Source organism: Rhizobium terricola (assembly GCF_012927355.1).
Lineage (GTDB): Bacteria > Pseudomonadota > Alphaproteobacteria > Rhizobiales > Rhizobiaceae > Allorhizobium > Allorhizobium terricola.
This window is the reverse complement of the sequence record NZ_JABBGK010000002.1, coordinates 959,782-983,794: the sequence shown is the minus strand read 5'-3', so window position 1 is coordinate 983,794 and position 24,013 is coordinate 959,782. Positions and strand designations below refer to the sequence as shown.

The 24,013-nt window shown below is 63.6% G+C and carries 22 protein-coding genes and 1 other RNA gene; 6 read left to right on the top strand and 17 right to left on the bottom strand.

The window, feature by feature from the left end:
* Positions 1 to 36: 36 nt before the first annotated feature.
* The 8 genes from pnp to rimP all read right to left on the bottom strand — a co-directional run bounded on the left by pnp (position 37) and on the right by rimP (position 10,138).
* Positions 37 to 2,184 carry a polyribonucleotide nucleotidyltransferase gene (pnp, locus tag HHL25_RS14600; RefSeq protein ID WP_169592364.1) on the bottom strand — a complete coding sequence of 716 codons (2,148 nt, stop codon included), beginning with the start codon at positions 2,182 to 2,184 and terminating at the stop codon, positions 37 to 39.
* Between the two features lie 351 nt (positions 2,185 to 2,535).
* A complete protein-coding gene (gene rpsO / locus HHL25_RS14595; RefSeq protein ID WP_015338271.1) occupies positions 2,536 to 2,805 on the bottom strand; it encodes a 30S ribosomal protein S15 in 270 nt (89 codons plus the stop codon).
* 152 nt (positions 2,806 to 2,957) lie between these two features.
* The gene (gene truB, locus HHL25_RS14590) at positions 2,958 to 3,890 is read right to left on the bottom strand and encodes a tRNA pseudouridine(55) synthase TruB (protein WP_169592360.1); all 933 of its coding nucleotides are present in this window, start codon (positions 3,888 to 3,890) and stop codon (positions 2,958 to 2,960) included.
* Positions 3,891 to 3,896: 6 nt separating this feature from the next.
* Positions 3,897 to 4,304 carry a 30S ribosome-binding factor RbfA gene (gene rbfA, locus HHL25_RS14585; protein ID WP_169592356.1) on the bottom strand — a complete coding sequence of 136 codons (408 nt, stop codon included), beginning with the start codon at positions 4,302 to 4,304 and terminating at the stop codon, positions 3,897 to 3,899.
* A gap of 75 nt (positions 4,305 to 4,379) precedes the next feature.
* Positions 4,380 to 7,073: a translation initiation factor IF-2 gene (infB, locus tag HHL25_RS14580; RefSeq protein WP_169592353.1), complete on the bottom strand. Its 2,694-nt coding sequence runs from the start codon at positions 7,071 to 7,073 to the stop codon at positions 4,380 to 4,382.
* A 98-nt stretch (positions 7,074 to 7,171) separates the two neighbouring features.
* Positions 7,172 to 7,861: an RNA-binding protein gene (locus tag HHL25_RS14575; RefSeq protein WP_169592348.1), complete on the bottom strand. Its 690-nt coding sequence runs from the start codon at positions 7,859 to 7,861 to the stop codon at positions 7,172 to 7,174.
* Positions 7,861 to 9,486, bottom strand: a complete 1,626-nt coding sequence (nusA, locus tag HHL25_RS14570; protein WP_169592345.1) for a transcription termination factor NusA — start codon at positions 9,484 to 9,486, stop codon at positions 7,861 to 7,863. Before nusA ends, HHL25_RS14575 begins: the two co-directional genes overlap by 1 nt.
* Positions 9,487 to 9,544: 58 nt before the next feature.
* Positions 9,545 to 10,138: a ribosome maturation factor RimP gene (gene rimP / locus HHL25_RS14565; RefSeq protein WP_169592949.1), complete on the bottom strand. Its 594-nt coding sequence runs from the start codon at positions 10,136 to 10,138 to the stop codon at positions 9,545 to 9,547.
* A 255-nt stretch (positions 10,139 to 10,393) separates the two neighbouring features.
* Between rimP and HHL25_RS14560 the strand changes: the two genes are divergently transcribed.
* Complete coding sequence (locus HHL25_RS14560) at positions 10,394 to 12,022, top strand: MFS transporter (protein ID WP_169592341.1); 1,629 nt, start codon at positions 10,394 to 10,396, stop codon at positions 12,020 to 12,022.
* Between the two features lie 9 nt (positions 12,023 to 12,031).
* Here HHL25_RS14560 and HHL25_RS14555 read toward each other — a convergent pair whose 3' ends face one another.
* Together HHL25_RS14555 and recR are read right to left on the bottom strand one after the other, a co-directional pair.
* On the bottom strand, positions 12,032 to 13,327 hold the full coding sequence (locus HHL25_RS14555; protein ID WP_246701801.1) for a lytic murein transglycosylase: 1,296 nt from the start codon (positions 13,325 to 13,327) through the stop codon (positions 12,032 to 12,034).
* A gap of 28 nt (positions 13,328 to 13,355) precedes the next feature.
* On the bottom strand, positions 13,356 to 13,961 hold the full coding sequence (gene recR / locus HHL25_RS14550) for a recombination mediator RecR (protein ID WP_169592333.1): 606 nt from the start codon (positions 13,959 to 13,961) through the stop codon (positions 13,356 to 13,358).
* 57 nt (positions 13,962 to 14,018) lie between these two features.
* On the opposite strand from recR, the gene HHL25_RS14545 reads away from it, so the two are divergent.
* Complete coding sequence (locus HHL25_RS14545; protein WP_169592330.1) at positions 14,019 to 14,630, top strand: MOSC domain-containing protein; 612 nt, start codon at positions 14,019 to 14,021, stop codon at positions 14,628 to 14,630.
* A 55-nt stretch (positions 14,631 to 14,685) separates the two neighbouring features.
* On the opposite strand, the gene HHL25_RS14540 is transcribed toward HHL25_RS14545, so the two are convergent.
* The 3 genes from HHL25_RS14540 to ffs all read right to left on the bottom strand — a co-directional run bounded on the left by HHL25_RS14540 (position 14,686) and on the right by ffs (position 17,102).
* Positions 14,686 to 15,009, bottom strand: a complete 324-nt coding sequence (locus HHL25_RS14540; RefSeq protein ID WP_169592326.1) for a YbaB/EbfC family nucleoid-associated protein — start codon at positions 15,007 to 15,009, stop codon at positions 14,686 to 14,688.
* 42 nt (positions 15,010 to 15,051) lie between these two features.
* The gene (locus tag HHL25_RS14535; protein WP_169592322.1) at positions 15,052 to 16,926 is read right to left on the bottom strand and encodes a DNA polymerase III subunit gamma/tau; all 1,875 of its coding nucleotides are present in this window, start codon (positions 16,924 to 16,926) and stop codon (positions 15,052 to 15,054) included.
* A 79-nt stretch (positions 16,927 to 17,005) separates the two neighbouring features.
* An RNA gene (gene ffs, locus HHL25_RS14530) (signal recognition particle sRNA small type) lies at positions 17,006 to 17,102 on the bottom strand.
* Between the two features lie 88 nt (positions 17,103 to 17,190).
* Here ffs and HHL25_RS14525 point away from each other — a divergent pair.
* Both HHL25_RS14525 and nudC read left to right on the top strand, forming a co-directional pair.
* A complete protein-coding gene (locus tag HHL25_RS14525; RefSeq protein ID WP_390624510.1) occupies positions 17,191 to 17,601 on the top strand; it encodes an HIT family protein in 411 nt (136 codons plus the stop codon).
* Positions 17,598 to 18,557 (top strand): NAD(+) diphosphatase, encoded by a 960-nt coding sequence (gene nudC / locus HHL25_RS14520; protein WP_169592314.1) that lies wholly within the window; start codon positions 17,598 to 17,600, stop codon positions 18,555 to 18,557. Before HHL25_RS14525 ends, nudC begins: the two co-directional genes overlap by 4 nt.
* Positions 18,558 to 18,568: 11 nt before the next feature.
* On the opposite strand, the gene HHL25_RS14515 is transcribed toward nudC, so the two are convergent.
* Both HHL25_RS14515 and HHL25_RS14510 read right to left on the bottom strand, forming a co-directional pair.
* Positions 18,569 to 19,429: a prephenate dehydratase gene (locus HHL25_RS14515; RefSeq protein ID WP_169592310.1), complete on the bottom strand. Its 861-nt coding sequence runs from the start codon at positions 19,427 to 19,429 to the stop codon at positions 18,569 to 18,571.
* A 17-nt stretch (positions 19,430 to 19,446) separates the two neighbouring features.
* Positions 19,447 to 20,202 carry a 3-deoxy-manno-octulosonate cytidylyltransferase gene (locus HHL25_RS14510; RefSeq protein ID WP_205927834.1) on the bottom strand — a complete coding sequence of 252 codons (756 nt, stop codon included), beginning with the start codon at positions 20,200 to 20,202 and terminating at the stop codon, positions 19,447 to 19,449.
* A gap of 153 nt (positions 20,203 to 20,355) precedes the next feature.
* Between HHL25_RS14510 and HHL25_RS14505 the strand changes: the two genes are divergently transcribed.
* Positions 20,356 to 21,057, top strand: coding sequence for a c-type cytochrome (locus HHL25_RS14505; RefSeq protein WP_169592307.1), 702 nt, complete (start codon positions 20,356 to 20,358; stop codon positions 21,055 to 21,057).
* 77 nt (positions 21,058 to 21,134) lie between these two features.
* Here the strand turns inward: HHL25_RS14505 and HHL25_RS14500 are convergent, their stop codons facing one another.
* The gene (locus tag HHL25_RS14500; protein ID WP_169592303.1) at positions 21,135 to 22,079 is read right to left on the bottom strand and encodes an AEC family transporter; all 945 of its coding nucleotides are present in this window, start codon (positions 22,077 to 22,079) and stop codon (positions 21,135 to 21,137) included.
* Between the two features lie 394 nt (positions 22,080 to 22,473).
* On the opposite strand from HHL25_RS14500, the gene HHL25_RS14495 reads away from it, so the two are divergent.
* A complete protein-coding gene (locus HHL25_RS14495; protein ID WP_169592298.1) occupies positions 22,474 to 23,466 on the top strand; it encodes an adenosine kinase in 993 nt (330 codons plus the stop codon).
* On the opposite strand, the gene HHL25_RS14490 is transcribed toward HHL25_RS14495, so the two are convergent.
* Complete coding sequence (locus HHL25_RS14490) at positions 23,459 to 23,995, bottom strand: SH3 domain-containing protein (RefSeq protein WP_169592294.1); 537 nt, start codon at positions 23,993 to 23,995, stop codon at positions 23,459 to 23,461. The genes HHL25_RS14495 and HHL25_RS14490 overlap by 8 nt on opposite strands.
* Between the last annotated feature and the right edge of the window lie 18 nt (positions 23,996 to 24,013).

The window sequence follows — 24,013 nt, the reverse complement described above, 5'->3', positions numbered from 1 at the left end:
AAATCTCCCGCGCCTCGGATGGGGACCGACGTCCGCTTATTCAGCGGCTTCGCCGTCTTCCTTCTTCTTGTCGGCGACGATTTCCTTGCCGGTCGCCTGGTCGACGGCCTTCATCGAGAGGCGAACCTTGCCGCGCTCGTCGAAGCCCATCAGCTTGACCCAGACCTTGTCGCCTTCCTTGACGACGTCCGAGGTCTTGGCGACACGCTCGGAAGCGAGCTGCGAGATGTGCACGAGGCCGTCACGCGAACCGAAGAAGTTGACGAAGGCGCCGAAATCGGCGGTCTTCACAACGGTGCCTTCGTAGACGACGCCGACTTCCGGCTCGGCAACGATCGAGTGGATCCACTTGCGGGCCGCTTCGATCTCCTTGCCCGAAGAAGAGGCGATCTTCACGGTGCCGTCGTCTTCGATGTTGATCTTGGCGCCGGTCTTCTCGACGATTTCGCGGATGACCTTGCCGCCCGAGCCGATGACTTCGCGGATCTTGTCGACCGGGATGTTCATCACTTCGATGCGCGGAGCGAACTCGCCGAGCTGGCCACGGCTTTCGGTGATGGCATTGGCCATTTCGCCGAGGATGTGCTTGCGGCCACCCTGTGCCTGGCCGAGAGCGACCTTCATGATCTCCTCGGTGATACCGGCGATCTTGATGTCCATCTGCAGCGAGGTGATGCCGTCGGCAGTACCGGCAACCTTGAAGTCCATGTCGCCGAGGTGGTCTTCGTCGCCGAGGATGTCGGAGAGAACGGCGAAGCGTTCACCTTCGAGGATCAGGCCCATGGCGATACCGGCAACCGGCTTTGCCAGCGGAACGCCGGCGTCCATCAGCGCGAGCGAGGTGCCGCAGACGGTTGCCATCGAGGACGAGCCGTTCGACTCGGTGATCTCGGAGACGACGCGCAGCGTATAGGGGAACTGCTCGGCAGACGGCAGCATCGGACGGATGGCGCGCCATGCGAGCTTGCCGTGGCCGATTTCGCGGCGGCCCGGGGAACCCATGCGACCGGTTTCACCGACCGAGTAGGGCGGGAAGTTGTAATGGAGCAGGAAGCGCTCCTTGTACATGCCGGTCAGGCTGTCGACATACTGCTCGTCCTCGCCGGTGCCCAGCGTGGCAACGACGATCGCCTGGGTTTCGCCACGGGTGAACAGCGCCGAGCCGTGCGTGCGCGGCAGCAGGCCGACTTCCGAGACGATCGGGCGAACGGTCTCGAGGTCGCGGCCGTCGATACGGCTCTTGGTGTCGAGAATGTTCCAGCGGACGATCTTCGCCTGCAGGTGCTTGAAGACGGCGCCGATTTCCTCGGCCGTGTACTTGGCTTCTTCGCCCTCTGCCGGCGTGAAGTGCGCCTTGACCTTGGCCTTCACGGCATCGACGGCCGCGTAGCGGTCAGCCTTCTGGGTGATCTTGTAGGCGGCGCGCAGTTCGCCTTCGGCAATGGAGAGCATTTCGTTTTCGAGGGCCGAATGATCTTCCGGCTCGAACTCGCGCGGTTCCTTGGCGGCGACCTCAGCGAGCTTGATGATCGCGTCGATAACCGGCTGGAAGCCCTTGTGGCCGAACATGACGGCGCCAAGCATGATCTCTTCGTTGAGTTCCTTGGCTTCCGACTCGACCATCAGGACGGCGTCCTGCGTGCCTGCGACGACGAGGTCGAGGCTCGACTCGTCCATCTCGTCGAGATGCGGGTTCAGAACGTATTCGCCGTTGATGTAGCCGACGCGGGCGCCGCCGATCGGGCCCATGAAGGGAACGCCGGAAAGGGTCAGAGCTGCGGAGGTGGCGACCATCGACAGGATGTCCGGGTTGTTTTCCAGGTCATGCTGGATGACGGTGACGACAACCTGCGTGTCGTTCTTGTAGCCTTCCGGGAAGAGCGGGCGGATCGGGCGGTCGATCAGGCGCGAAACCAGGGTTTCGTTTTCCGACGGACGACCTTCGCGCTTGAAATAGCCACCCGGGATCTTGCCGGCGGCATAGGTCTTTTCCTGGTAGTTGACGGTGAGCGGGAAGAAGTCCTGGCCGGGCTTCGGAGCCTTGGCGGAGACGACGGTCGCGAGAACGACGGTTTCGCCGTAAGTGGCGATGACGGCGCCGTCGGCCTGACGGGCGACCTTGCCGGTTTCAAGCTTGAGCGGGCGGCCGGCCCACTCGATTTCCACGCTATGGATATCAAACATGTATCTTGTCCTTCTGCCGTGGTCGCGGGCCCTTGGGCCTGGTCTCTGAGCGAGCCGTGCGCATCCACGGGAATGCTGACGCATCACGGGCAAGACAGCGGGAGGCTTTCGTGGGTCGAGGACATTCCCGGTCGGAGAATGCCGCTCTATCGGCTGGCCGAGGTCTTCGGCGAAAGCATCCGGCAATCCTGCCCCATGACAGGTCATCGGTTGGTTCTGGCAGCGCCGGCCCATCCGGTCTGCCCTTCATGCGGGTCGCGAGGCGTTGCGGCCTTTCGCGACGGAGTGGGACGTCGGTCCCGAAATGAAAACCGGCGGACCGTCGCGAGGATGGTCCGCCGGAAGAGCTTGTTAGCGACGGATGCCGAGGCTCGTGATGAGCTTCGTGTAGCGGCCTTCGTCCTTCTTCTTGAGGTAGTCAAGAAGCGAACGGCGGCTCGAAACCATCGTCAGCAGGCCACGGCGGGAATGGTTATCCTTCTTGTGGTCCTTGAAGTGCTCGGTGAGGTTGTTGATCCGCTCGGTCAGGATCGCAACCTGGACTTCCGGAGAACCGGTGTCGCCTTCGACGGTTGCGTATTCCTTGATGAGGGCAGCCTTGCGCTCTGCAGTGATCGACATCGGGAATTCCTTTCTTATGTCAGGAGAATCATGTCGCCATATGCCGGGATGTCGTCCAGCAAAGGCCGTGAAAGCAGGCGGCAAGCCGCCGTGCTGGCGTGCCTATAGCTCATCCCGCCGCGAAATGAAAGCGTTGTTTGTTCGAGGCTCGGTCAGGCAAAAACCCGGCGCGGGCGGAATTCGCCTTCGCCGATCTCGCCGATCGCGACCAGCTTGCCGGTGCAGGTGGCAAAGGCGTCCGCTTCGGCGACGGGCGCATTGCGGCCGCGCAGGAGGATCGGGTTGCCCATCCGCAGGCGGTGCGCCTGTTCGTCGGTGACGGCGACATGCGGCAGTCCGGAAAGCGCCTCGCCGGTGTCGATCAGGAAGGCGTCGAGCGCTGCCAGCCGTTCCTGCTTGTCCTCGATCGCCTCGAGAGCCTTGAGATCGGCGAGGGGAACCATCGTCTCCTCGGCGAAGGGCGCGACAAAGCTGCGGCGCAGCGAGGAGATGTGGCCGAAACAACCGAGCTCGCGCCCAAAGTCGCGCGCCAGCGAGCGGACATAGGTGCCCTTGCCGCATTCGACTTCGAATTCGGCGCGATTGGCGTCCGGGCAGCCGACCAGCGTGAGGCGGAAGACCTCGACCTCGCGTGAGGGGATCTCGACCGTCTCGCCGTCGCGCGCCAGATCGTAGGCGCGCTCGCCGGCAATCTTGATGGCGGAGAACTGCGGTGGCACCTGGCTGATCACGCCGGTATAGCGCGGCAGAAGGGCACGGATCTGTTCTTCGGTCGGACGCGCATCGGAGGACTGGGTGGCGTCGCCTTCGAGGTCGTCGGTCGACCGCTCTTCGCCCCAGGTGACGGTGAATTCGTATATCTTGCGGCCATCCATCACATAGGGAACCGTCTTGGTCGCATCGCCGAGCGCAATCGGCAGCATGCCGGAGGCGAGCGGGTCGAGCGTACCGGCATGGCCGGCCTTCTGGGCGTCGAACAGCCATTTGATCTTGGAAACGGCTTCCGTCGATCCGAAATCGACCGGCTTGTCGAGGATCAGCCATCCGGAAACCGGGCGGCCCTTGGGTTTGCGTGGTTTGGACATCAAACTCTATTCTTGTTCGTCATCGCTGTGGTCGAGGTCGCGGCTGACTTCCGGGGAGCGCAGCAGCTCGTCGATCTTCTTGTAGTTGTCGAAGCTCGTGTCGTCGCGGAACCGCACCTCGGGCATATACTTCATCTGCCGGAGCTGGGGTCCGAGCCGGCCGCGAATATACTTGGCGTGATGGTTGAGCGCGTCGATGACGGCCTGGTGGTCTGCAACGCCGAGCGGCGTCACATAGGCGGTGGCGATCTTGAGATCGGGCGACATGCGCACTTCCGAGATCGATATCACCGTCTTCTCGATGAGCGGGTCGCGCACTTCGCCGCGCTGCAGGACCTGTGTGATCGCGGCGCGGACCTGTTCGCCGACGCGCAGCATGCGCTGCGACGGTGCGGAAGATGTTGGTCTGTTCATCGTTTCTGCCTCAAAAGAAGCGAGCGCCGGATTGTCCGGCGCCCGTCCATACTGACAATCGAAGGTCGATCGGCCTTAGAGCGTGCGCGTGACATGCTCCACGCGGAAGCACTCGATCGTGTCGCCGGCGCGGATGTCCTCGTAGTTCTCGAAGGCCATACCGCATTCCTGACCCATCGGCACTTCCGAGACTTCGTCCTTGAAGCGCTTGAGCGTCTTGAGCTTGCCTTCGTGGATGACGACGTTGTCGCGTACCAGGCGGACGCCTGCACCACGCTCGACCTTGCCTTCGACGACACGGCAGCCGGCGACCTTGCCGACCTTGGTGATGTTGAAGACCTCGAGGATCTCGGCATTGCCGAGGAAGGTTTCGCGGCGCTCCGGCGACAGCAGGCCCGACATGGCCGCCTTCACGTCATCCACCAGATCGTAGATGATGTTGTAGTAGCGGATCTCGATGCCCGACCGTTCCGAGGCCGTGCGGGCCTGGGCATTTGCGCGGACGTTGAAGCCGATGATCGCGGCATTGGAGGCCTCGGCGAGCGAGATATCCGATTCCGTGATGGCACCGGCGCCCGAATGGACGATGCGGGCCCGCACTTCGTCGGTGCCAAGCTTGTCGAGGGCAGCCACGATCGCTTCGACGGAACCCTGCACGTCAGCCTTGATGACCAGCGGGAATTCCTTGAAGCCGGTGTCCTGCAGCTTGCTCATCATCTGCTCGAGCGAACCGCGCTGGCCCGACTGGCGTGCAGCCGCCTTGTCGCGCGCCAGACGCTGGCGGTATTCGGAGATTTCGCGGGCGCGGGCTTCGTTCTCGACTACGGCAAACTTGTCACCGGCTGCCGGTGTCCCGGACAGGCCCAGGATTTCGACCGGCATGGCCGGACCCGCTTCCTTGACGTGAGTACCCTGATCGTTGACCAGTGCGCGAACGCGGCCCCACTGGTCGCCGGCCACGATGATCTGGCCGGGCTTCAGCGTACCCTTCTGGACGAGAACCGTCGCAACCGCACCACGACCACGGTCGAGCTGGGCTTCGATGACGGTGCCTTCGGCGGTGCGCGTCGGGTCGGCCTTCAGGTCGAGGATTTCGGCCTGCAGCAGCACGGCTTCGAGCAGCTTGTCGAGATTGAGCTTGTTCTTCGCCGAAACCTCGACGTCGAGCACTTCACCGCCCATGGATTCTACGAAGACTTCGTGCTGCAGAAGCTGCTGGCGAACCTTATCCGGGTTTGCCTCGTGCTTGTCGATCTTGTTGATCGCCACGATGATCGGCACGCCGGCCGCCTTGGCGTGGTTGATCGATTCGATCGTCTGCGGCATCACGCTGTCGTCGGCGGCAACCACCAGGATGGCGATGTCGGTTGCCTGCGCACCGCGTGCACGCATTGCCGTAAAGGCGGCGTGGCCGGGGGTGTCGATGAAGGTGATCTTCTGGCCGTTCTGTTCGACCTGGTAGGCGCCGATATGCTGGGTGATGCCACCGGCTTCGCCCGAGACGACTGAGGTCTTGCGGATGGCGTCGAGCAGCGAGGTCTTGCCGTGGTCGACGTGACCCATGATGGTCACGACCGGCGGACGCGAGACCAGCTCGCCTTCGTCGTCCTTGACGTTGAAGATACCTTCTTCGACGTCGGATTCAGAGACGCGCTTCACAGTATGACCGAATTCGGTCGCAATGAGTTCGGCGAGGTCGGCGTCGATGACGTCGCCCGGCTTCATCATCTGGCCTTCCTTCATCAGGTACTTGATGACGTCGACAGCGCGTTCGGACATGCGCTGCGACAGTTCCTGGATGGTAATGGTTTCCGGCAGGATGACTTCGCGCATGACCTTCTCGCGCGTTTCCTGCATCTGGCTGCGGCGGAACTTCTCCTGCCGGCGACGCATGGAGGCGAGCGAACGGCCGCGGGCATTGCCCTCTTCGTCGACATTCGCGGTGGTGACCGTCAGCTTGCCGCGGCGGCGATCCTCTTCGGCCTTCGGACGTGCCGGAACCTTGGCGGGTGCCGGAACGGCGACCTTGCCGCGAACCGGCGCGCCACGCGGAGCTCCGCGTTCTTCCTCTTCATCGTCACTGGCCTTGCGACCGCGTACGAAGCCGGCAGGTGCCGCGGGTTGGGCAGCGGCGGGCGTCGACGGCTTGACTGCTGGCCGGGCCTCTGCGGCGGCTGCTTCAGCGGCCTTCGGCTCGACCGCCTGGGCGGCGACGGGCGCTTCTTCGGTCGGCTGCGGCTCGGCTGCACGGCGAGCGGCTTCTTCCGCAGCGAGACGCGCGCGTTCTTCCGCTTCCGCCTGGCGGCGTGCTTCGTCGATGGCGCGCTGCTTGGCTTCCTCGACGTCGCGGGCCTGGGCTTCGACCAAGGCGCGGCGGCGAGCTTCCATTTCGCCGGCAGACAGGTCGTGGAGCACGTTGCCGCGCGGGCGATCCTGGCGAGCAGGCTGCTGAGGCGCCGGGCGCTGTGCCTGCGGAGCGGCGGGCTGGTGTAAGCGCTGCGGCTGCTGCGGTGCCGGCGCGGCCGGACGGGCCTGGACGGCGGGTGCCGCCGGCGGCTCGGGCGCACGAACCGGCGCTGCTACCGGGGTCACGATCTTTTCGTCCTCGGGACGGGTCGGGCGGCGCTTGCGCGTCTCCACCACGACGGCCTTGGTTCGACCGCGACCCATGTCCTGGCGCACGGTACCCTGGGTCACTCCTGACGGCTTCAGGGTGAGGGTTTTCTTGCCCGTAACGCTGAGTGTCTTGTCGTCTTTGTTGTCGGTCATTCCGTTCCGTTCCTTGGACAAGGACGGATGCGGCGCATCAGACCTCGTCGTTCAATTCATCATTCCGATAAAGCGTCCGGCTGATACCGGTAGCCGCGTCATTGCTTCGGCATGTCAGAGACATCCTTTTTCTGGGACAGGCCGCCATTGCGGTACTGTTCGAGCAGGTTTGCGCGCTTCACTACACCCTCACCGGCCTGCCCTGCAAGCGCTGCGGCATGGATAAACGCATTCTGGCCCATCAGTTCGTCCATTTCCGCTCCGGAGAGGAGCCGGTAGGAGGGAATTTCCGCCTCCGTCTCCATCCCGAGGTGCCAGGCCTTGCGGGCCTGGTCTATTTTCCGCACCCCGTCGGCCGCCGCATCGGTCGCGTGGAAGACGGCAACGGCCTCGCCGCTGCGCACGGCCGCCTCAACCTTGGCCGAACCGGTGACGAACTGGCCCGCCTTGCGCGCCAGGTTCATCATCCCGGCGAGCTGCTGCGAAAGCAGCCGGTCGACGGTTTCTCCGAGATCGGCACTCGCCTTCACGTCCCGTTTCAGTGCGCGGGCGAAGAGCTTCTTCGCCACTGCCCTGTCGATCGCCGCCCGGCTTGGACTGACCCAGCAGCCCCGGCCCGGAAGTGCTCGCTTCAGGTCCGGAACGATGGAGCCGTCCGGGCCTGCGACGAAGCGGATCAGCGTTTCGGGATCGCTGCTCTCGCGGGTGACGATGCACATGCGTCCGTTCACTTCGCTCACGTCGAAGTCGTCTTCATCGTGAGTGGTGTCCGGAGCCTGTTCGGTCATCACGCTTCCTGCTCGCCTTCGGCTTCTCCGGCTTCTCCGGCTTCTTCGGCCTCTTCGACAGCCTCGCCGGCGAGGTCTTCCTCGGTGATCCAGCCAGCAGCAAGGCGAGCCTGGACGATCATGTTCTCGGCTTCAGCGCGCGACACGTCGAACTTCGAGAACAGGCCTTCGAACTTCTTGGTTTCGCCGTCCTTGCGTTCGGACCAGCCGACGAGATCGTCGGCGGCGCAGCCGGCGAAGTCCTCGACCGTCTTGATGCCGTCTTCGCCCAGCGCGACCATCATCTGCGAGGTCAGGCCGTCGATCTGGCGCAGCTCGTCGGACACGCCGAGTTCGCGGCGCTTGGCGTCCATTTCCGCTTCGATCTTCTCCAGGTACTCGCGGGCGCGGGTCTGGATTTCCTGAGCGGTGTCTTCGTCGAAGCCGTCGATCGAGGCGATTTCGTCGAGGTCGACATAGGCGACTTCCTCGACCTGGGCAAAGCCTTCCGAAGCAAGCACCTGACCGACCATCTCGTCGACGTCGAGGGCGTTCATGAAGAGGTTGGTGCGCTCGTTGAATTCCTTCTGGCGGCGCTCGGACTCTTCCTGCTCCGTCATGATGTCGATGTCCCAGCCGGTGAGCTGCGAGGCGAGGCGGACGTTCTGGCCGCGACGGCCGATGGCGAGCGACAGCTGTTCGTCCGGAACGACGACTTCGATGCGCTCTGCATCCTCGTCGAGAACGACCTTGGCGACTTCGGCCGGCTGAAGGGCGTTGACGATGAAGGACGCCGGATCGTTCGACCACGGAATGATGTCGATCTTTTCGCCCTGCAGTTCGCCGACGACGGCCTGGACGCGGCTACCACGCATACCGACGCAGGCGCCGACCGGATCGATGGAGCTATCGTTCGAGATGACGGCGATCTTGGCGCGCGAACCCGGGTCACGGGCGACCGACTTGATCTGGATGATGCCGTCGTAGATTTCCGGCACTTCCATGGTGAAGAGCTTCACCATGAACTGCGGATGAGTACGCGACAGGAAGATCTGCGGGCCGCGCTGTTCGCGGCGCACGTCGTAGACATAGGCGCGAACGCGGTCGCCGTAGCGGAAGGCTTCGCGCGGGATCATCTCGTCGCGACGGATGATGCCTTCGCCGCGGCCGAGGTCGACAATCACATTGCCGTATTCGACGCGCTTGACAGTGCCGTTGACGATCTCGCCGACGCGATCCTTGAATTCGTCGAACTGACGGTCACGCTCGGCCTCGCGCACCTTCTGCACGATAACCTGCTTGGCCGACTGGGCGGCGATGCGGCCGAAGTCCATCGGCGGCAGCGGGTCGGCGATGAAGTCGCCAAGCTTGGCGTCGGGGTTGCGGTCACGGGCAAGTTCGAGAGCGATCTGGGTCGAATAATCCTCGACCTTCTCGACCACTTCGAGCAGGCGCTGCAGGCGGATTTCGCCGGTCTTGGAATTGATGTCGGCGCGGATGTTGGTTTCGGAGCCGTAGCGCGAACGGGCGGCCTTCTGGATGGCGTCGGCCATCGCGGCGAGAACGATTTCGCGGTCGATGACCTTCTCACGGGCGACCGCATCCGCGATCTGCAAGAGCTCGAGCCGGTTAGCACTGACTGCCATTGTCTTAAGTCTCCGTCTTCCTGCCGGGGCCGCGGCCCTCGATGCGGTTAGTCAAACGTTATGCTTCGCTGTCTTCGTCGTTCTGGTTCGCGGCTTCAGCCTTTGCGAGCTTGTCTGCCCGAAGTGCATCGCGGATGAGGTCGTCCGTCAGGATCAGCTTTGCTTCGCTGAGCGTGTTGAACGGGATCTTCACGCGCGGCTCTTCGCCATAGGCAACCTGGTCACGCTCGAGCGTGAAACCGTCCATGTCGACCTCGGTGATCTTGCCGCGGAAACGCTTGCGGTTGTCGACCAGGATCGAGGTTTCGCACTTGACGATGTGGCCCTGCCAGCGCGCGAAATCGGACTTGCGCACCATTGGGCGATCGATGCCCGGCGACGACACTTCGAGGTGATAGGCCTTGTCCACCGGATCCTCGACGTCGAGAACGGGAGAGATCGCCATCGAGACCTCTTCGCAATCCGTGACGGTCATCGTCCCGTCATTGCGCTCGGCCATCACCTGCAGCGTCAGGCCGTTCTGGTTCATCAGCCGAGCACGCACCAGCTTGAAACCCATCCCGACGAGCACAGGCTCGATGATCTCGGCAATGCGCCGGTCAAGGCCGGTCTCTATGATGATACGCGCTTCGCCAGCTTCCGGCGTCGGCATGCTGTCAGTCAATCGTAATACTCCCGGATGGATCCAATCGCCAACAAAAAAGAGCGGGTCCTTGCGGCCCCACCCTTCATCTGTCGATCAAGAATTTGGACGCTGTATACGCTTGTTTCGACGCAATTGCAAGCTTTTCGCCGGGGACTGCTTTTGGCTCTCGGAGGCCGGGTCGTTCTCGTCCGCGGAAAATCGGAGGGTGGCATTGCCGCCCATTCGGTTCCATATAGGACGGCAATGAAAAGGGATGTCGAGATGCCCGCCCGCAAGTCCTTCCTGTCGCCGCTCCGGCACCCGGTTTATCGCAGCATATGGAGTGCCAGCATCGCCTCGAACCTGGGCGGGTTGATCCAGGGCGTCGGTGCCGCCTGGATGATGGCGTCGATCTCGCAGTCGGAAAACATGGTCGCCTTGGTCCAGGCCTCGACGACGCTCCCGCTTATGCTCTTCTCCCTGGTGTCGGGTGCAATCGCTGACAACTACGACCGACGCCGCGTCATGTTGACCGCGCAGGTTTTCATGTTCGCCACGTCCGTACTTCTGACGGCCTGCGCCTACTTCGGTCTCGTCACGCCCTGGCTGCTATTGTTCTTCACGTTTCTGATCGGCAGTGGAACGGCGCTCAACAACCCCTCCTGGCAGGCTTCCGTCGGGGACATGGTGCCGCGGGAGGATCTCCCCGGTGCCGTCTCGCTCAACAGCGTCGGCTTCAACATCACCCGCAGCGTCGGCCCGGCGATCGGCGGCATGATCGTCGCCGCGGCGGGTGCCGCGGCTGCCTTTGCCGCGAATGCGGTCAGCTATTTCGCTCTCGTCTCGGCGCTTTACCGCTGGCAGCCGGATATTCCCGAGCGCACCCTTCCGCGCGAGGCGCTGGGCCAGGCGATCTCGGCCGGGCTGCGCTATGTCGCGATGTCGCCGAACCTGGGAAAGGTCCTGTTTCGCGGCTTTGTCTTCGGTCTGACGGCGAGTGCCGTCCTGGCGCTGCTGCCGGTCGTCGCCCGTGACCTGGTCGGTGGCGGAGCGCTGACCTATGGCGTCATGCTCGGCGCCTTCGGTGCCGGCGCGATCGCTGGCGCGCTTGCCAATTCGCGGCTGCGCGAAAACCTGACGAGCGAGGACATCGTGCGCTGCGCCTTTGCCGGCTTCGCCCTGAGCGCCGCCGTCATCGGCGTGAGCACCCATGCCGTCCTGACATGCCTCGCCCTTCTCCTTGCCGGTGCCTGCTGGGTGCTGGCACTCTCGCTGTTCAACACCGTCGTCCAGCTTTCCACGCCGCGCTGGGTCGTCGGCCGCGCCTTGTCGCTTTACCAGACCGCGACCTTTGGCGGCATGGCCGCAGGCAGCTGGATCTGGGGCGTCATGGCCGAAAGCCAGGGTGTGACCGACGCGTTCTTCGCCTCCAGCCTGCTAATGGTGGTCGGGGTGGCGATCGGCCTGTGGCTGCCGATGCCGGCCTTCGCTTCGCTCGATCTCGATCCGCTCAACCGTTTCAACGAGCCGCCGCTGAGGCTGGACATCCGACCGCGCAGCGGCCCGATCGTCATCCAGATCGACTACGAGATCGCCGACGAGGATCTGCCGGAATTCCTGCGCCTGATGGTCGAGCGCCGCCGTATCCGCATTCGCGACGGGGCGAGGAACTGGGCGCTGATGCGGGATCTCGAGAATCCGGATATCTGGACGGAAACCTATCACACCCCGACCTGGGTCGAATATGTGCGCCACAACCAGCGGCGCACCAAGGCCGATGCCGACACCACCGACCGGCTTTTGGCGCTTCACAAGGGAGCTTCAACGCCCCGCGTCCACCGCATGATCGAGCGGCAGGCCATACCGCCGGCCGACGACGTCTTTCACAAGACGCATGTCGACCCGCATTGAGGGTGCTTTCTAGCGCAGCTTGCCCTTCAGCGAAGCGTCGGGAAAGCAGGTCGGCGCAAGCCCGTTTTTCGCCTGCCAGTCTCCGAGCGCCCGTCGGGTCTTGAAGCCCGGCAGCCCGTCGACATTGCCGACGTCATAACCCTTCGCGACGAGGGCCTTCTGCATCGCCAGAACGTCGGACCGCAGCATCTTGCCGACGTCGCCAAACGGGGCCTTGAAGGCACCGCCGCCATAGGCGATGCGGTCGGCCAGATTGCCGATGAAAAGCGCGTAGAGGTCCGAGTTGTTGTATTCCTTCAGCACGTAGAAATTAGGGCTGACGAGGAATTCGGGTCCATGCGTTCCGGCAGGCACCAGCATCATGGTCGAGGCGGAGAGTTCCTTGGACGGGAAGGCCTTGTCCGAGATGCGGGTAATGCCCTGAGCCGCCCAGTCGGAGAGCGGCTTTGCCCGGTCCGGGCCTTCCTGTGCGCAGGAAACGCCGTCGGGGATCGCCACTTCGAAGCCCCATCCGCGCTCCGCCTGCCAGCCGCTCTTCTTCAGATAGTTGGCTATGGAAGCCAGACTGTCCGGCACCGAGTTCCAGATGTCGCGATGGCCGTCGCCATCGAAATCGACCGCATATTTGAGATAGCTCGTCGGCATGAACTGCGGCTGTCCGAGGGCCCCGGCCCACGAACCCTTCATCTCGGTCGCACCGATGTCGCCGCCCTCGATGATGTGCAGGGCCGAGATCAATTCGCGACGGAAAAGATCCTTGCGCGTCGACATGAAGGCCTTGGTGGCGAGGACCTCGACCGCGGAATAGGGGAGCTTCGCTCCACCGAACCCGGATTCACGGCCCCATATGGCCACGATGATCGAGCCCGGAACGCCATAGGCGGCCTCGACCTTGCGCAGCGTGGAGGCATGGCGGTCGGCCAGACTGCGGCCCGTGCCGGCGAGACCCTGAAGGCGCTTTTCCGAAAAATAGCTGCCGGGCGAGGAAAACTCGGCCTGGCTCTGCTTCTGGTCCTTCGGCGGCGCGCTGCCCGGCGGCACCAGGTCGGGAAGGTCCCAGTTGAGCTTGAGTCCCGCCATGGCCTTGTCGAAGGCTCCGCGCGAAATCCCGGCACCTTGCGCTTCGGGCCAGAGATCCTTGACGAGCCAGGCTTGGAACTGTTGCTCCACCGCGGCCTTGGAGGCAGCGCCGGCAATCGGTGCGGAGAGAAGAAGACTTGTGAGCGCGGCCGCAATCGCAACTGTCGAGCGTGCAATCGAGCGCTTCCCGAGCCGCCCGCTGGTCCAAGATGTGAGGCCGGTCATCGGAGGTCTCCTGTTGGTCGTCGGAAGTTCAGATTGCCGTTCTCGCCCTGAGCGCGGCCGAAAGCGTGCCTTCATCGAGATAGTCGAGCTCGCCGCCGACCGGCACGCCATGCGCAAGCCGTGTGATCTTCACGTCGAGGCCGGCCAGATGGTCGGTTATATAGTGTGCTGTGGTTTGACCCTCGACGGTGGCATTGACCGCGATGATGATCTCGCGGATGCCGCCCTTTGCCACCCTGTCGATCAGACCCTTGATGTTGAGGTCGTCCGGGCCGACCCCGTCGAGCGGCGACAGCGTGCCGCCCAGAACATGATAGGCCGCATTCATCGCGCCAGCGCGCTCGAGCGCCCAGAGATCGGAAACATCCTCGACGACGATGATCACCGACTGGTCGCGGCGGTCGTCGGTGCAGACGGTGCAGGGATCGACGGTGTCGACATTGCCGCAATGCGAACAGACCTTGACCTTGTCGAAGGCGTCGCCCATCGCATGGGCAAGCGGCCCCATCAATTGGTCCTTCTTCTTGATGAGGTGCAGCGCGGCGCGGCGCGCCGAACGCGGGCCTAGCCCCGGGACCTTTGCCAGGAGCTGGATCAGTTTCTCGATTTCGGGGCCGGTGACTCGCTTTGCCATTGGCCGCTTCTATCCCATATCCTTGCGAAACGGAATCGTCCAAAGGAGCACGGCCGGATGAAAATCCTCGCGGTCTGCCTGGGAAGCGCCGAGACGCTTCCCGGCAAGAAATACAAGACCGGTATCAACAAGCTGCCGGTCTCAGGCCCCGTGATGGTCGATTCCGAAGGCTTCGTCGGCGACCGGATCTGCAATCGCAAGCACCATGGCGGCGTCGACCAGGCCGTCTATCTGGAGGGCTCGCTGACTCTCGACTGGTGGTCCGAGCAGTTGGGAAGGCGGCTGACGCCGGGGGAGTTCGGTGAAAACCTGGTGGTTGAGGGCCTCGACAACCGGGACGTAGCGGCCGGCGACAGGTTCCTGATCGGCGACGTTCTGCTCGAGGTGACGTCCGCAAGAATCCCGTGTGCCACTTTTGCCGCGAAGATGCAGGATCCCCGGTTTGTCCGGCGCTACACGGAGGCGGCGCGCCCCGGCGCCTATGCGCGCGTGCTGACCGGAGGTCTGATCGAGAGGGGCATGGCCGTCGCGGTGTCGCCCTATGCAGGCGACCGGATCATGCTGCCGGAGATGATGGAGACCTTTGGCCGGCGTCTCGAGGGTGAGGAAAGAGATCGATACCTTGCGGTACCCGTGCATTACAGGCTGAAGGCATTCCTCACCGCATAAATGCCACGACCGCCCGAAGGCGGTCGCGAAATCGGATGGACGTGTTCGAAGCCGGTCAGAACGGCAGCTTCATGCCGGGTGGGATCGGCAGGCCGGCCGTCATTTCCTTGGTTTTCTCGGCCATGACGCTTTCCGCCTTGTCCTTGGCGTCCTTGTGCGCGGCGACGATCAGGTCTTCGAGGATCTCGACTTCCTCTTCCTTGAAGAGCGAGGGGTCGATCTTGATGCCCTTCAGCTCGCCCTTGCCGGTCATCGTGACCGAGACGAGCCCGCCGCCGGACTTGCCCTCGACTTCGAGTGCGGCGATCTCCGCCTGCATCTTCTCCATCTTGGCCTGCATTTCCTTGACCTTGCCCATCATGCCCATGATGTCGCGCATCGTCGGTATCTCCTTGAAGTCTAAACTCGGATCGGTCTTGCGTCAGAATTCGATGTCGTCGCCGGGCAGGATGTCGCCTTCGGCCGATTCCGCCGCTGCCGGCAGGCTCGGTGTTTCTTCCTCGACGGCGGGTGCACGAATGCGGACGTCGGTAATCTTCGCGCCCGGGAAGCGGGCGAGGATCGCGACAACGTCGGGATCCTGCCGGGCGTCCACGAGGCGCGCCTCCCGCATCGAGGCATCCGCCTCGACCAGCGTCGGCTGGCCCTGTTCGCGGCTGAGGATCACCATCCAGCGGATTTCGGTCCATTCTTCCAGACGCTTCTGCAGGTCGCTGACCAGCGACTTCGGAGCTTCCGGCGGAAGGTTGATTTCGAGTCGGCCGGGCTCGATACCCACCAACCGCACAAAGTTGCGCAGCAATGCCCGAAGTTTCGGGTCACGATTCTTGGTGCAGAGTTCGGCCAGTTCTTCGAGCGAGTTGATCTGGACCTTCGGCTGCGGCTGGGCCTCGGCGGGCCTTGCTTCGGCGCGGCCCAGCGTCATCGGCGCCCCTTCAGGCTGCGGCACGCTGTGCAGTCGGGCGACCGGCTGTGGGCTGGACGGTCTCGGCGCGGCTTCGAACGCCTGCTGCGAGACCGCGGCCGTGCGGTAGGAGGCCATGGCGCCGCCGCCATTGCCGCCCCGTGGCGCGCCGCCTGGCTGTGCGGTGTCGGTTCCGTCGGAAAGTTCGAGCAGCCGGCGCGCGGCATCTTCCGGCGAAGGCAGGTGCGCCGCATGTGAAAGCCGGATGATGACCATCTCTGCCGCTCCGGCCGGCCGCGAGGAGTTCTCGGCTTCCGGAATTCCCTTGAGCAGCATCTGCCAGATGCGCGAGAGCGTCGAGACGGAAACGCTGTCGGCAAGCTCCGCACCCCTGGCGCGCTCGACCTCGCTGAGCGAGGGATCCTGTGCGGCGGATGGGATGTATTTGAGGCGCGTCACCAGATGGGTGAAATCGGCGAGATCCGTCAGGACAACCGTCGGATTGGCGCCCGCCTCATACTGGCTGCCGAACTCGGCAAGGGCAGCGGATACGTCGCCGCGCACGACATGGTCGAAGAGGTCGACGATACGCGCCCGGTCGGCAAGACCAAGCATGCCGCGCACGGCCTCGGCCCGCACGGTGCCGCCGCCGTGGGCAATCGCCTGGTCGAGGAGCGACAGGCCGTCGCGCGCCGAGCCTTCCGCCGCCCGCGCGATCATCGCGAGCGCTTCTTCTTCGGCTTCGATGCCTTCCTTGGCGGCGATCGTCGAGAAAAGCCCGACGAGATCGCCGGCGCTGATGCGGCGCAGGTCGAAGCGCTGGCAGCGCGACAGGACCGTGATCGGAACCTTGCGGATTTCCGTCGTCGCGAAGATGAACTTCACATGCTCCGGCGGCTCTTCGAGCGTCTTCAGCAGGCCATTGAAGGCCTGCGTCGAGAGCATGTGCACTTCGTCGATGATGTAGACCTTGTAGCGCGCCGATACAGGCCGGTAGCGGACCTGCTCGATGATTTCGCGAATGTCGTCGATGCCGGTATGCGAGGCGGCGTCCATCTCGATCACGTCGACATGGCGGCCTTCCATGATGGCCTGGCAGTGGTCGCCGGGCACGCGCAGGTCGATCGTCGGCTTGTCGATATCGGCCGTCTTGTAGTTGAGTGCGCGCGCCAGAATGCGGGCGGTCGTCGTCTTGCCGACACCGCGTACGCCGGTCAGCATGTAGGCCTGAGCGATGCGACCGGTTTCGAAGGCGTTGGTGAGGGTTCTCACCATCGGCTCCTGGCCGACCATCAGGTCCGTGAAATCCTTGGGGCGATATTTGCGGGCGAGAACCCGGTAGCCGGTCGTGCCACCCTCGGGAGTCGATGCTTTCGGCTCGAAATCGCTCATCGCCCCTGCCAGCGTCACTGGAAGACCCGTATCCGGGTACGACCTGGCCAGCGCCATGGCCGGCCAAAAGGAATGGAAGGTGGGAGGCTGGCACGATGACCCGTGCCGCGCTCGTTAGGGCTGCTTCCTTCCGGACCTGACCCGGTTGGCGAGTGGCTCGTCCACCACCAACCTCCCGAGGCACATATCGGCAATTACGCGATCAAATGCAAGCCAAGCCCGCAAAAAACTGTTATGAAGAGAGAAAACGACAGGAGGAACACCTTGAACCAATTCGTGCTCGACGAACGGCTTGCGCGTGACAGTGGTCTCCTTGTCCACTTGGGCCTCTGCGAGCTGCGCCTGATCAATGACAGCCGTTGGCCCTGGCTGGTTCTCGTGCCCAAGCGGCCGGGCATCTCCGAGGTGTTCGACCTGACGCCGCTTGACCAGGCGGTCCTGACCTTCGAGCAGAATACCGTCGCCGCCGCCCTGAAGACGGTGACGGGCGCCACCAAGATCAACATTGCGGCGATCGGCAACGTTGTCCGCCAATTGCATGTCCACGTGATCGCCCGCGTCGAGGGTGACCCAAATTGGCCTGGCCCCGTCTGGGGTCACGGAACTGCCATACCGTATGGCGAAGATGCCCGCCGCCAACTCCAGCAGAAGTTACTCGAAGCCCTTCACTCATGAAAAAATCGATTTTCGACGGCAAAGGCCCCCATCCCGAACCGAGCGAACTCACGGCCTTTTCGCGCAATGCGCTGGAACGCGACAGTGAACACCGCGACGAAACCTCGCTCGAAAAGGCGCTTGCCGTCGAGGGAACCCACATACTCGCCTTCTGCGATTCAAAGCTCGTGCTGAAGCACGACGGTCAGGTGCTTGACCCGCTTTTTGCGCCTTACGAACTGGCCGAACTCGATCCCGACTTCGAAAACGCGGTGCTGCTCGGCTTCCAGCCTTCAGGCGAGCCGCGTATCGCGGTTCCGGTCCGCTGCCCGGCCGACGATCTCGCAGGCCATTACAAGCCGGCCGATCCCCGCGCCTTGTTTCGCGATCGGCTGGTCGGCGAGGACCTGCTTGGCGAGACCGCCCAGGCGCTCAGTCTGCTGCGCTGGAATGCCGATAACCGGTTCTGCGGTCGCTGCGGTTCCGTGGCCGAAAGCCGGATCGGCGGCTACAAGCGGATCTGCACAGGCTGCGGCCACGAAATGTTTCCCCGCACCGATCCCGTGGCGATCATGCTGACGATCGACGAGAAGCGCGACCGCTGCCTGTTGGGCCGCAATCACCGGTTTCCCGAGGGCATGTATTCGAGCCTCGCGGGCTTCGTCGAGCCGGGGGAAACGATCGAGAATGCCGTGCGCCGCGAGACGCGGGAGGAATCCGGGATCGAGATCGGCCGCGTCCGGTATCATGCCTCCCAGCCCTGGCCGATGCCGCACCAGCTGATGATCGGCTGTTTTGCCGAAGCGATCTCGTTCGACATCGCCGCGGACGAGGCGGAGCTGGCCGATTGCCGCTGGTTCACCCGCGACGAAATCGCCGAACTGGCCCGCAACGCCCAGGTCGACGGCAAGAGCATACCGATCGAGGGCACGATCGCCCGCCGCCTGATCGTCGACTGGCTGGAGTGGAAGCGCTGAGGCGTCGGGCCTCAGCTGCCAAGCTTGCCCCGCATCGGGTGGCCTTTGTAGACGCCGAGGATGCGGACCTTCTCCGAGAAGAAGCGCAGCTCTTCGAGCGCCCGGCGAACCGGTGCGTCGTCGGGATGGCCCTCGATATCGGCGTAGAATTGCGTCGCGACGAACTTGCCGCCGATCTGGTAGCTTTCGAGCTTCGTCATGTTGATGCCGTTGGTGGCAAAGCCGCCCATGGCCTTGTAGAGCGCCGCCGGAATGTTGCGGACGTTGAAGACGAAGGTCGTAACGAAAAGCTCGTCGGCATTCTTGCGCTGGGCGATCTGCTCCTCGCGTGACAGTACGACGAAGCGGGTGACGTTGTTTTCCGTGTCCTCGACGTTTTCGGCCACGATATCGAGCCCGTAAAGGTCGGCTGCAAGGCGCGGGGCGAGCGCCCCCATCGTCCGGTCGCCCCGTTCCGCAACCAGCTTTGCAGCGCCTGCGGTATCCCCTGCGACAACCGGCTTCCAGCCGTTGGCGCGCATGATCTTGCGGCACTGGCCGAGCGCATGGATATGGCTATGGACCGTGCGGATCTCGTCGATCGAGACGCCGGGAAGCACCATCAGCTGGAAGCGGATCGGCATGAAATACTCGCCGATGATGTGCAGGCGCGATTCGGGAAGCAGGTAGTGGATGTCGGCGACGCGCCCGGCGATCGTGTTTTCGATCGGGATCATCGCAAGATCGGCTTCGCCGTTCTCCACCGCGACGAAGGCATCCTCGAACGTGGGGCAGGGAAGGGGCGACATGTCCGGAAACATGTCGCGGCAGGCCATGTCGGAGTTCGCGCCGAATTCGCCCTGGAAGGCGATCCTGTTGGTCTTGTTGCTCATCGGGTATGTCCGTTCTCTTAGGAAGCCTTGCGGCCCAGGATCTGCCGCGCCTTTTCGAGGTCGGCCGGCGTGTCGACGCCGAGCGGGATGGATTTGACGATCTCCACGTCGATCCGCATGCCGGCCTCGAGTGCTCTCAACTGCTCGAGCGACTCGCGCTTCTCCAGCGTCGACGGCGAGAGCGCGACGAAGCGCTCCAGCGCCTTGCGGCGATAGGCATAGAGGCCGATGTGGTGATAGAGCGGACCCTTGCCGTAGGGTGCGGTGGCGCGCGTGAAATAAAGCGCGCGCAGGCGGCTTTCCGAAAGCGGCGAGCCGACCACCTTGACGACGTTGGGATTGGTCTTCTCTTCTTCGTCGGTGATCTCGACCGTCAGCGTCGCGATGTCGACGGCCGGTTCTTCGAGCGGTCGGAGTGCTGCACGGATCGTTTCCGGTTCGATGGTCGGCAGGTCGCCCTGGACGTTGATCACGGTTTCGATCCGGCCTTGCGGGTCGGCCTTGGTAAGCGCCTCGTGGATGCGATCCGAACCCGACTGGTGGTCGACCCGTGTCATCACGACCTCGAAACCTACGGCCGAAACGGCGTCGAAGGTCCGGGCATCATCGACGGCCACGATGATTCGCCCGACATCGGCCTCGCGGGCGCGCAGCGCGACCTGGACGATCATCGGCAGGCCGCAGATATCGGCCAGCGGCTTGCCGGGAAGGCGGGTCGAAGCCATTCGGGCGGGGATAAGAACGAGGGTCTTTCTCGAATCGACGTTATTCATGCCCAGTCCCTTCAAATCCCGACGAAAAAGTGTCAAAAAGTCCCAGTCTGGGGATCACAATCGTGTTGCAACTGTCAAGCAAAAGACATAGGTTCCGCGCGATTTCAAGATCGTCCGGTTACTGATCCGCCGGCTGCATGGGAGCGTTTGCAGATGAACTCATATGTGAACATGGGCGTTGGTGCTCTTCTGGGTACCGTTTTCGTCCTGATGTCCGTATCCATCGCGTCGGAAGGCATTTTCCACTCGCCCGAGCCGGAAAAGGAAGGCTATGCCATCGTCGCTGAAGGTGCTTCCGAAGGTGCCGCCGAGGGCGAAGCCGCTGCTGCTGCCGAAACCCCAATCGCCACGCTCCTCGCCAGCGCCGATGCTGCTGCAGGCGAAACCGTCTTCAAGAAGTGCACGAGCTGTCACACCGGGGACAAGGGCGGAGCCAACAAGGTTGGCCCGAACTTGTTCGGCGTCGTCGAACGCCCGATCGCTTCGCATGAAGGCTTCGGCTATTCCGCTGGCATGAAGGACTTCTCCCAGGGTGGTTCGGTCACCTGGACCTTCGAAAATCTCAACCATTTCCTGACTGCGCCGAAGAAGTTCATCGCGGGCACGGCCATGGGCTTTGCCGGTATCAAGAAAGAAGACGAGCGCGCCAACCTGATCGCCTACCTGCGCACGCTGTCCGACAGCCCGGTCGCTCTGCCGTCGGCTGATGCTGCTGCTGCTCCGGCTGCCGAAACCGCTCCGGCCGCTGATGCCGCCGCCGCCCCGGCTGCCGATGCTGCTGCCGCCCCGGCCGCTCCGGCGGAAGCTGCACCTGCTGCCCCGGCTCCGGCCGAAGCTCCGGCAACGAACAACTAAGATCTGCGGTCCTTCCGCAACGTCTCGAATTGAATGCCCGGCTCGGCCGGGCATTTTTCGTTTGGGGTGACTGTTTCCTACTGCAGCATCCAGGCCCAGAAGGTGACGCTGACGACGCCGACGGCGGTCGTCAGCGTGATTGTCGAGGCCGCGAGTCCATGGCCGACCCCAAAGCGGTTGGCGATCAGCCAGGCGTTGATACCCGTCGGCACGGAGGAGGTCAGCACCAGGGCAGCCGTCCATTCGGTGCTGAGGCCGAGCAGCCTGCAGGCGGCCCACACGCAGGCGGGCATCAGGATCAGCTTCAGCGCGCCGATGACGGTCGAGATCTGCAGGTTGCCCTTTACGCCGTATTTGTTGAGCGCCATACCGAGCGAGATCAGCGCGGCCGGTGCCGCCATCGCGGTGATCTGTTCTGTGACGCCCGCCAGGACCTCCGGCAGCGCGAGGCCGGACAGATGAAGCGCCAGTCCAGCGACCAGGCCGATCACCAACGGATTGTGCATCAGGTTGGTGCCGATCTGCCTGAGCACGCTACCGATCCCGCGCGCACTGCCGCCATTCACCTTGTGCTCGGCGCGCTCCATCAGCACCGTGCCGATCACCATCATCAGGGGCAGATGAACCGCAAGCAGGATCGAGACGGCGACGATGCCGTCGCTCCCCACCGTACGCTGCACCAGCGGCAGGCCGATAAAGATGTTGTTGGCAAAAGCCGAAGAAACGCCGGCAAGGACGCCGACGCGCGCATCGCGCTGGAAAAGTCGCGTTGCCACCAGATGGCCCACGGTCCAGGTGACAGCGACACCGGAGAAATAGGCGACCCACAGCTTGAACGGTGAAGCGCCGTGAAAATCGGCCTGGGAGATCGTGTGGAAGAGCAGCACCGGGACTGCGACGCGGAACACGAATTCTCCGAGGCCGTCGCCGATCTCGGCATTGAGCACACCCGTTTTCACGAGGCTCCAGCCGAACAGGATGAGGATGAAAATGGGAAAGACGTCGTGGGCGATGGCATACATCTGCGGGGCAAACCTTGGGGGGAGGGGAAGGCAGAACCAAGGTCTAGCGCGATGCGACGCGTGCTACCAGTGCGGATTGATCTTTGTCAGACAGCCGGACCACGAAAAAAAGCGGGGAGGACCCCGCTTCCCTCGCCCGATCCTGCCGGGACTTGGAACCGCATCGCCAGTACATCCGTGGTCGAGCGCAGTTCGAATGGCGGGACAGATCATGTCCCTCGCGACGGCTTACGCAGATACTCTGATGCCGTCCTGACTTGGCGTTTGTCTAGGCTATGTGCGTGACAGCTGAATGACGGCTCGGCATTTCGTCCGAGGCGTGCTGTTTTCCCTTCCATGCCGGTCAAAAACGGCTATGACCGGAAAAACCCAACCCACCGGAGATCCGCAATTCATGAGCAGGTTCGATGTCCTCACCGTCGGCAACGCCATCGTCGATATCATCTCGCGTTGCGAGGATGCCTTTCTGATCGACAATGACATCACCAAGGGAGCGATGAACCTGATCGATGCCGATCGCGCCGAGAAGCTCTATTCGCTGATGGGGCCGGCCGTCGAAGCATCCGGCGGCAGCGCCGGCAACACGGCCGCAGGCATTGCCAGCCTGGGCGGCAAGGCCGCCTATTTCGGCAAGGTTGCTGAAGACCAGCTCGGCAAGATCTTCATGCATGACATTCGCGCCCAGGGCGTCCACTACGAGACCCGGCCGGAAGGCTCGAACCCGCCGACCGCGCGCAGCATGATCTTCGTCACGCCGGATGGCGAGCGCTCGATGAACACCTATCTCGGCGCCTGCGTCGAGCTCGGCCCGGAAGATGTCGAGCCCGAGGTCGTCGCACAGTCCAAGGTCACCTATTTCGAAGGCTATCTGTGGGACCCGCCGCGCGCCAAGCAGGCAATCCTCGATTGCGCCCGCATTGCCCACGAGAACGGCCGGGAAATGTCGATGACGCTGTCCGACAGTTTCTGCGTCGGGCGTTACCGCGACGAGTTCCTCGATCTCATGCGCTCGGGCACCGTCGACATCGTCTTCTCCAACAAGCAGGAAGCGCTGTCGCTCTACGAGACAGACGATTTCGACAAGGCGCTTGATCTGATGGCGCGGGATTGCAAGCTCGCCGCCGTGACGATGAGCGAGGAAGGGGCGATCATCCTGAAGGGTGACGAGCGCATCCGGGTCGAAGCTTCCGTGATCAAGGAACTGGTCGACACCACCGGTGCCGGCGATCTGTTTGCGGCCGGCTTTCTCTATGGCTACACCCAGGGGCGTTCGCTCTATGACTGCGGCCGCATCGGCTGTCTGGCGGCAGGCATCGTGATCCAGCAGATCGGCCCGCGCCCGCTCGGCTCGCTGTCGAAGGCGGCGAGCGAAGCCGGCCTTATTTGAAGGCTTCGCCCGGGTAGGCGCCCCAGATTTCGCCTTGAGAGACCCAGCCGGTGACGCCGCCGGCTTCGGCCCGGCACCAGTTGCCGTTGCATTCGTCGAGGCGGATCACCACGCCGGGTTCGAGCTTGGCTACCACGCCGGCCGTCGTCTGGGAATCGGCCCGCATGTTGACGAAGACGTTGTTGCCCCGCATCCACGGGGCGGCAATCGCCGACCGCTCGCCCGAAAGCAGCGTCTGGCTGACCCAGCCCTCGGTGCCGTCCGCGTCACGGATGCGGCGCCAGTTTTCGTATTCCTGGATGATCTCGACCGGCAGCCCGGATTTGAGGTACAGCCAGGACACCGCGTAGTCGGTGCTTGGGCCGATGCGCAGGTTGACGCGCTTGGCCTTCAGGCTGACGAAGCGGGGAAGCGGCAGTCCGCTCGATCCCTTCGAAACGGCCTGGGCTTCGACCGGTGCCGTCGCGGTCGCCGTAATCCCCAGCGCGGTACAGCCGGCGAGAAGGGCACGAAGCACGAAATGACGCATGGCTGTTCCGATCCCTCA

Coding starts and splice junctions, on each gene's coding strand:
- nudC (WP_169592314.1), top strand. CDS start 17,598: ATGAAAAAATCGATTTTCGACGGCAAAGGCCCCCATCCCGAACCGAGC.
- infB (WP_169592353.1), bottom strand. CDS start 7,073: ATGACCGACAACAAAGACGACAAGACACTCAGCGTTACGGGCAAGAAA.
- HHL25_RS14545 (WP_169592330.1), top strand. CDS start 14,019: ATGAAAATCCTCGCGGTCTGCCTGGGAAGCGCCGAGACGCTTCCCGGC.
- HHL25_RS14515 (WP_169592310.1), bottom strand. CDS start 19,429: ATGAGCAACAAGACCAACAGGATCGCCTTCCAGGGCGAATTCGGCGCG.
- HHL25_RS14535 (WP_169592322.1), bottom strand. CDS start 16,926: ATGAGCGATTTCGAGCCGAAAGCATCGACTCCCGAGGGTGGCACGACC.
- HHL25_RS14555 (WP_246701801.1), bottom strand. CDS start 13,327: ATGACCGGCCTCACATCTTGGACCAGCGGGCGGCTCGGGAAGCGCTCG.
- nusA (WP_169592345.1), bottom strand. CDS start 9,486: ATGGCAGTCAGTGCTAACCGGCTCGAGCTCTTGCAGATCGCGGATGCG.
- HHL25_RS14575 (WP_169592348.1), bottom strand. CDS start 7,861: ATGACCGAACAGGCTCCGGACACCACTCACGATGAAGACGACTTCGAC.
- HHL25_RS14540 (WP_169592326.1), bottom strand. CDS start 15,009: ATGCGCGACATCATGGGCATGATGGGCAAGGTCAAGGAAATGCAGGCC.
- HHL25_RS14495 (WP_169592298.1), top strand. CDS start 22,474: ATGAGCAGGTTCGATGTCCTCACCGTCGGCAACGCCATCGTCGATATC.
- truB (WP_169592360.1), bottom strand. CDS start 3,890: ATGTCCAAACCACGCAAACCCAAGGGCCGCCCGGTTTCCGGATGGCTG.
- rpsO (WP_015338271.1), bottom strand. CDS start 2,805: ATGTCGATCACTGCAGAGCGCAAGGCTGCCCTCATCAAGGAATACGCA.
- rbfA (WP_169592356.1), bottom strand. CDS start 4,304: ATGAACAGACCAACATCTTCCGCACCGTCGCAGCGCATGCTGCGCGTC.
- recR (WP_169592333.1), bottom strand. CDS start 13,961: ATGGCAAAGCGAGTCACCGGCCCCGAAATCGAGAAACTGATCCAGCTC.
- HHL25_RS14505 (WP_169592307.1), top strand. CDS start 20,356: ATGAACTCATATGTGAACATGGGCGTTGGTGCTCTTCTGGGTACCGTT.
- pnp (WP_169592364.1), bottom strand. CDS start 2,184: ATGTTTGATATCCATAGCGTGGAAATCGAGTGGGCCGGCCGCCCGCTC.
- HHL25_RS14500 (WP_169592303.1), bottom strand. CDS start 22,079: ATGTATGCCATCGCCCACGACGTCTTTCCCATTTTCATCCTCATCCTG.
- rimP (WP_169592949.1), bottom strand. CDS start 10,138: ATGCCGACGCCGGAAGCTGGCGAAGCGCGTATCATCATAGAGACCGGC.
- HHL25_RS14510 (WP_205927834.1), bottom strand. CDS start 20,202: ATGAATAACGTCGATTCGAGAAAGACCCTCGTTCTTATCCCCGCCCGA.
- HHL25_RS14490 (WP_169592294.1), bottom strand. CDS start 23,995: ATGCGTCATTTCGTGCTTCGTGCCCTTCTCGCCGGCTGTACCGCGCTG.
- HHL25_RS14560 (WP_169592341.1), top strand. CDS start 10,394: ATGCCCGCCCGCAAGTCCTTCCTGTCGCCGCTCCGGCACCCGGTTTAT.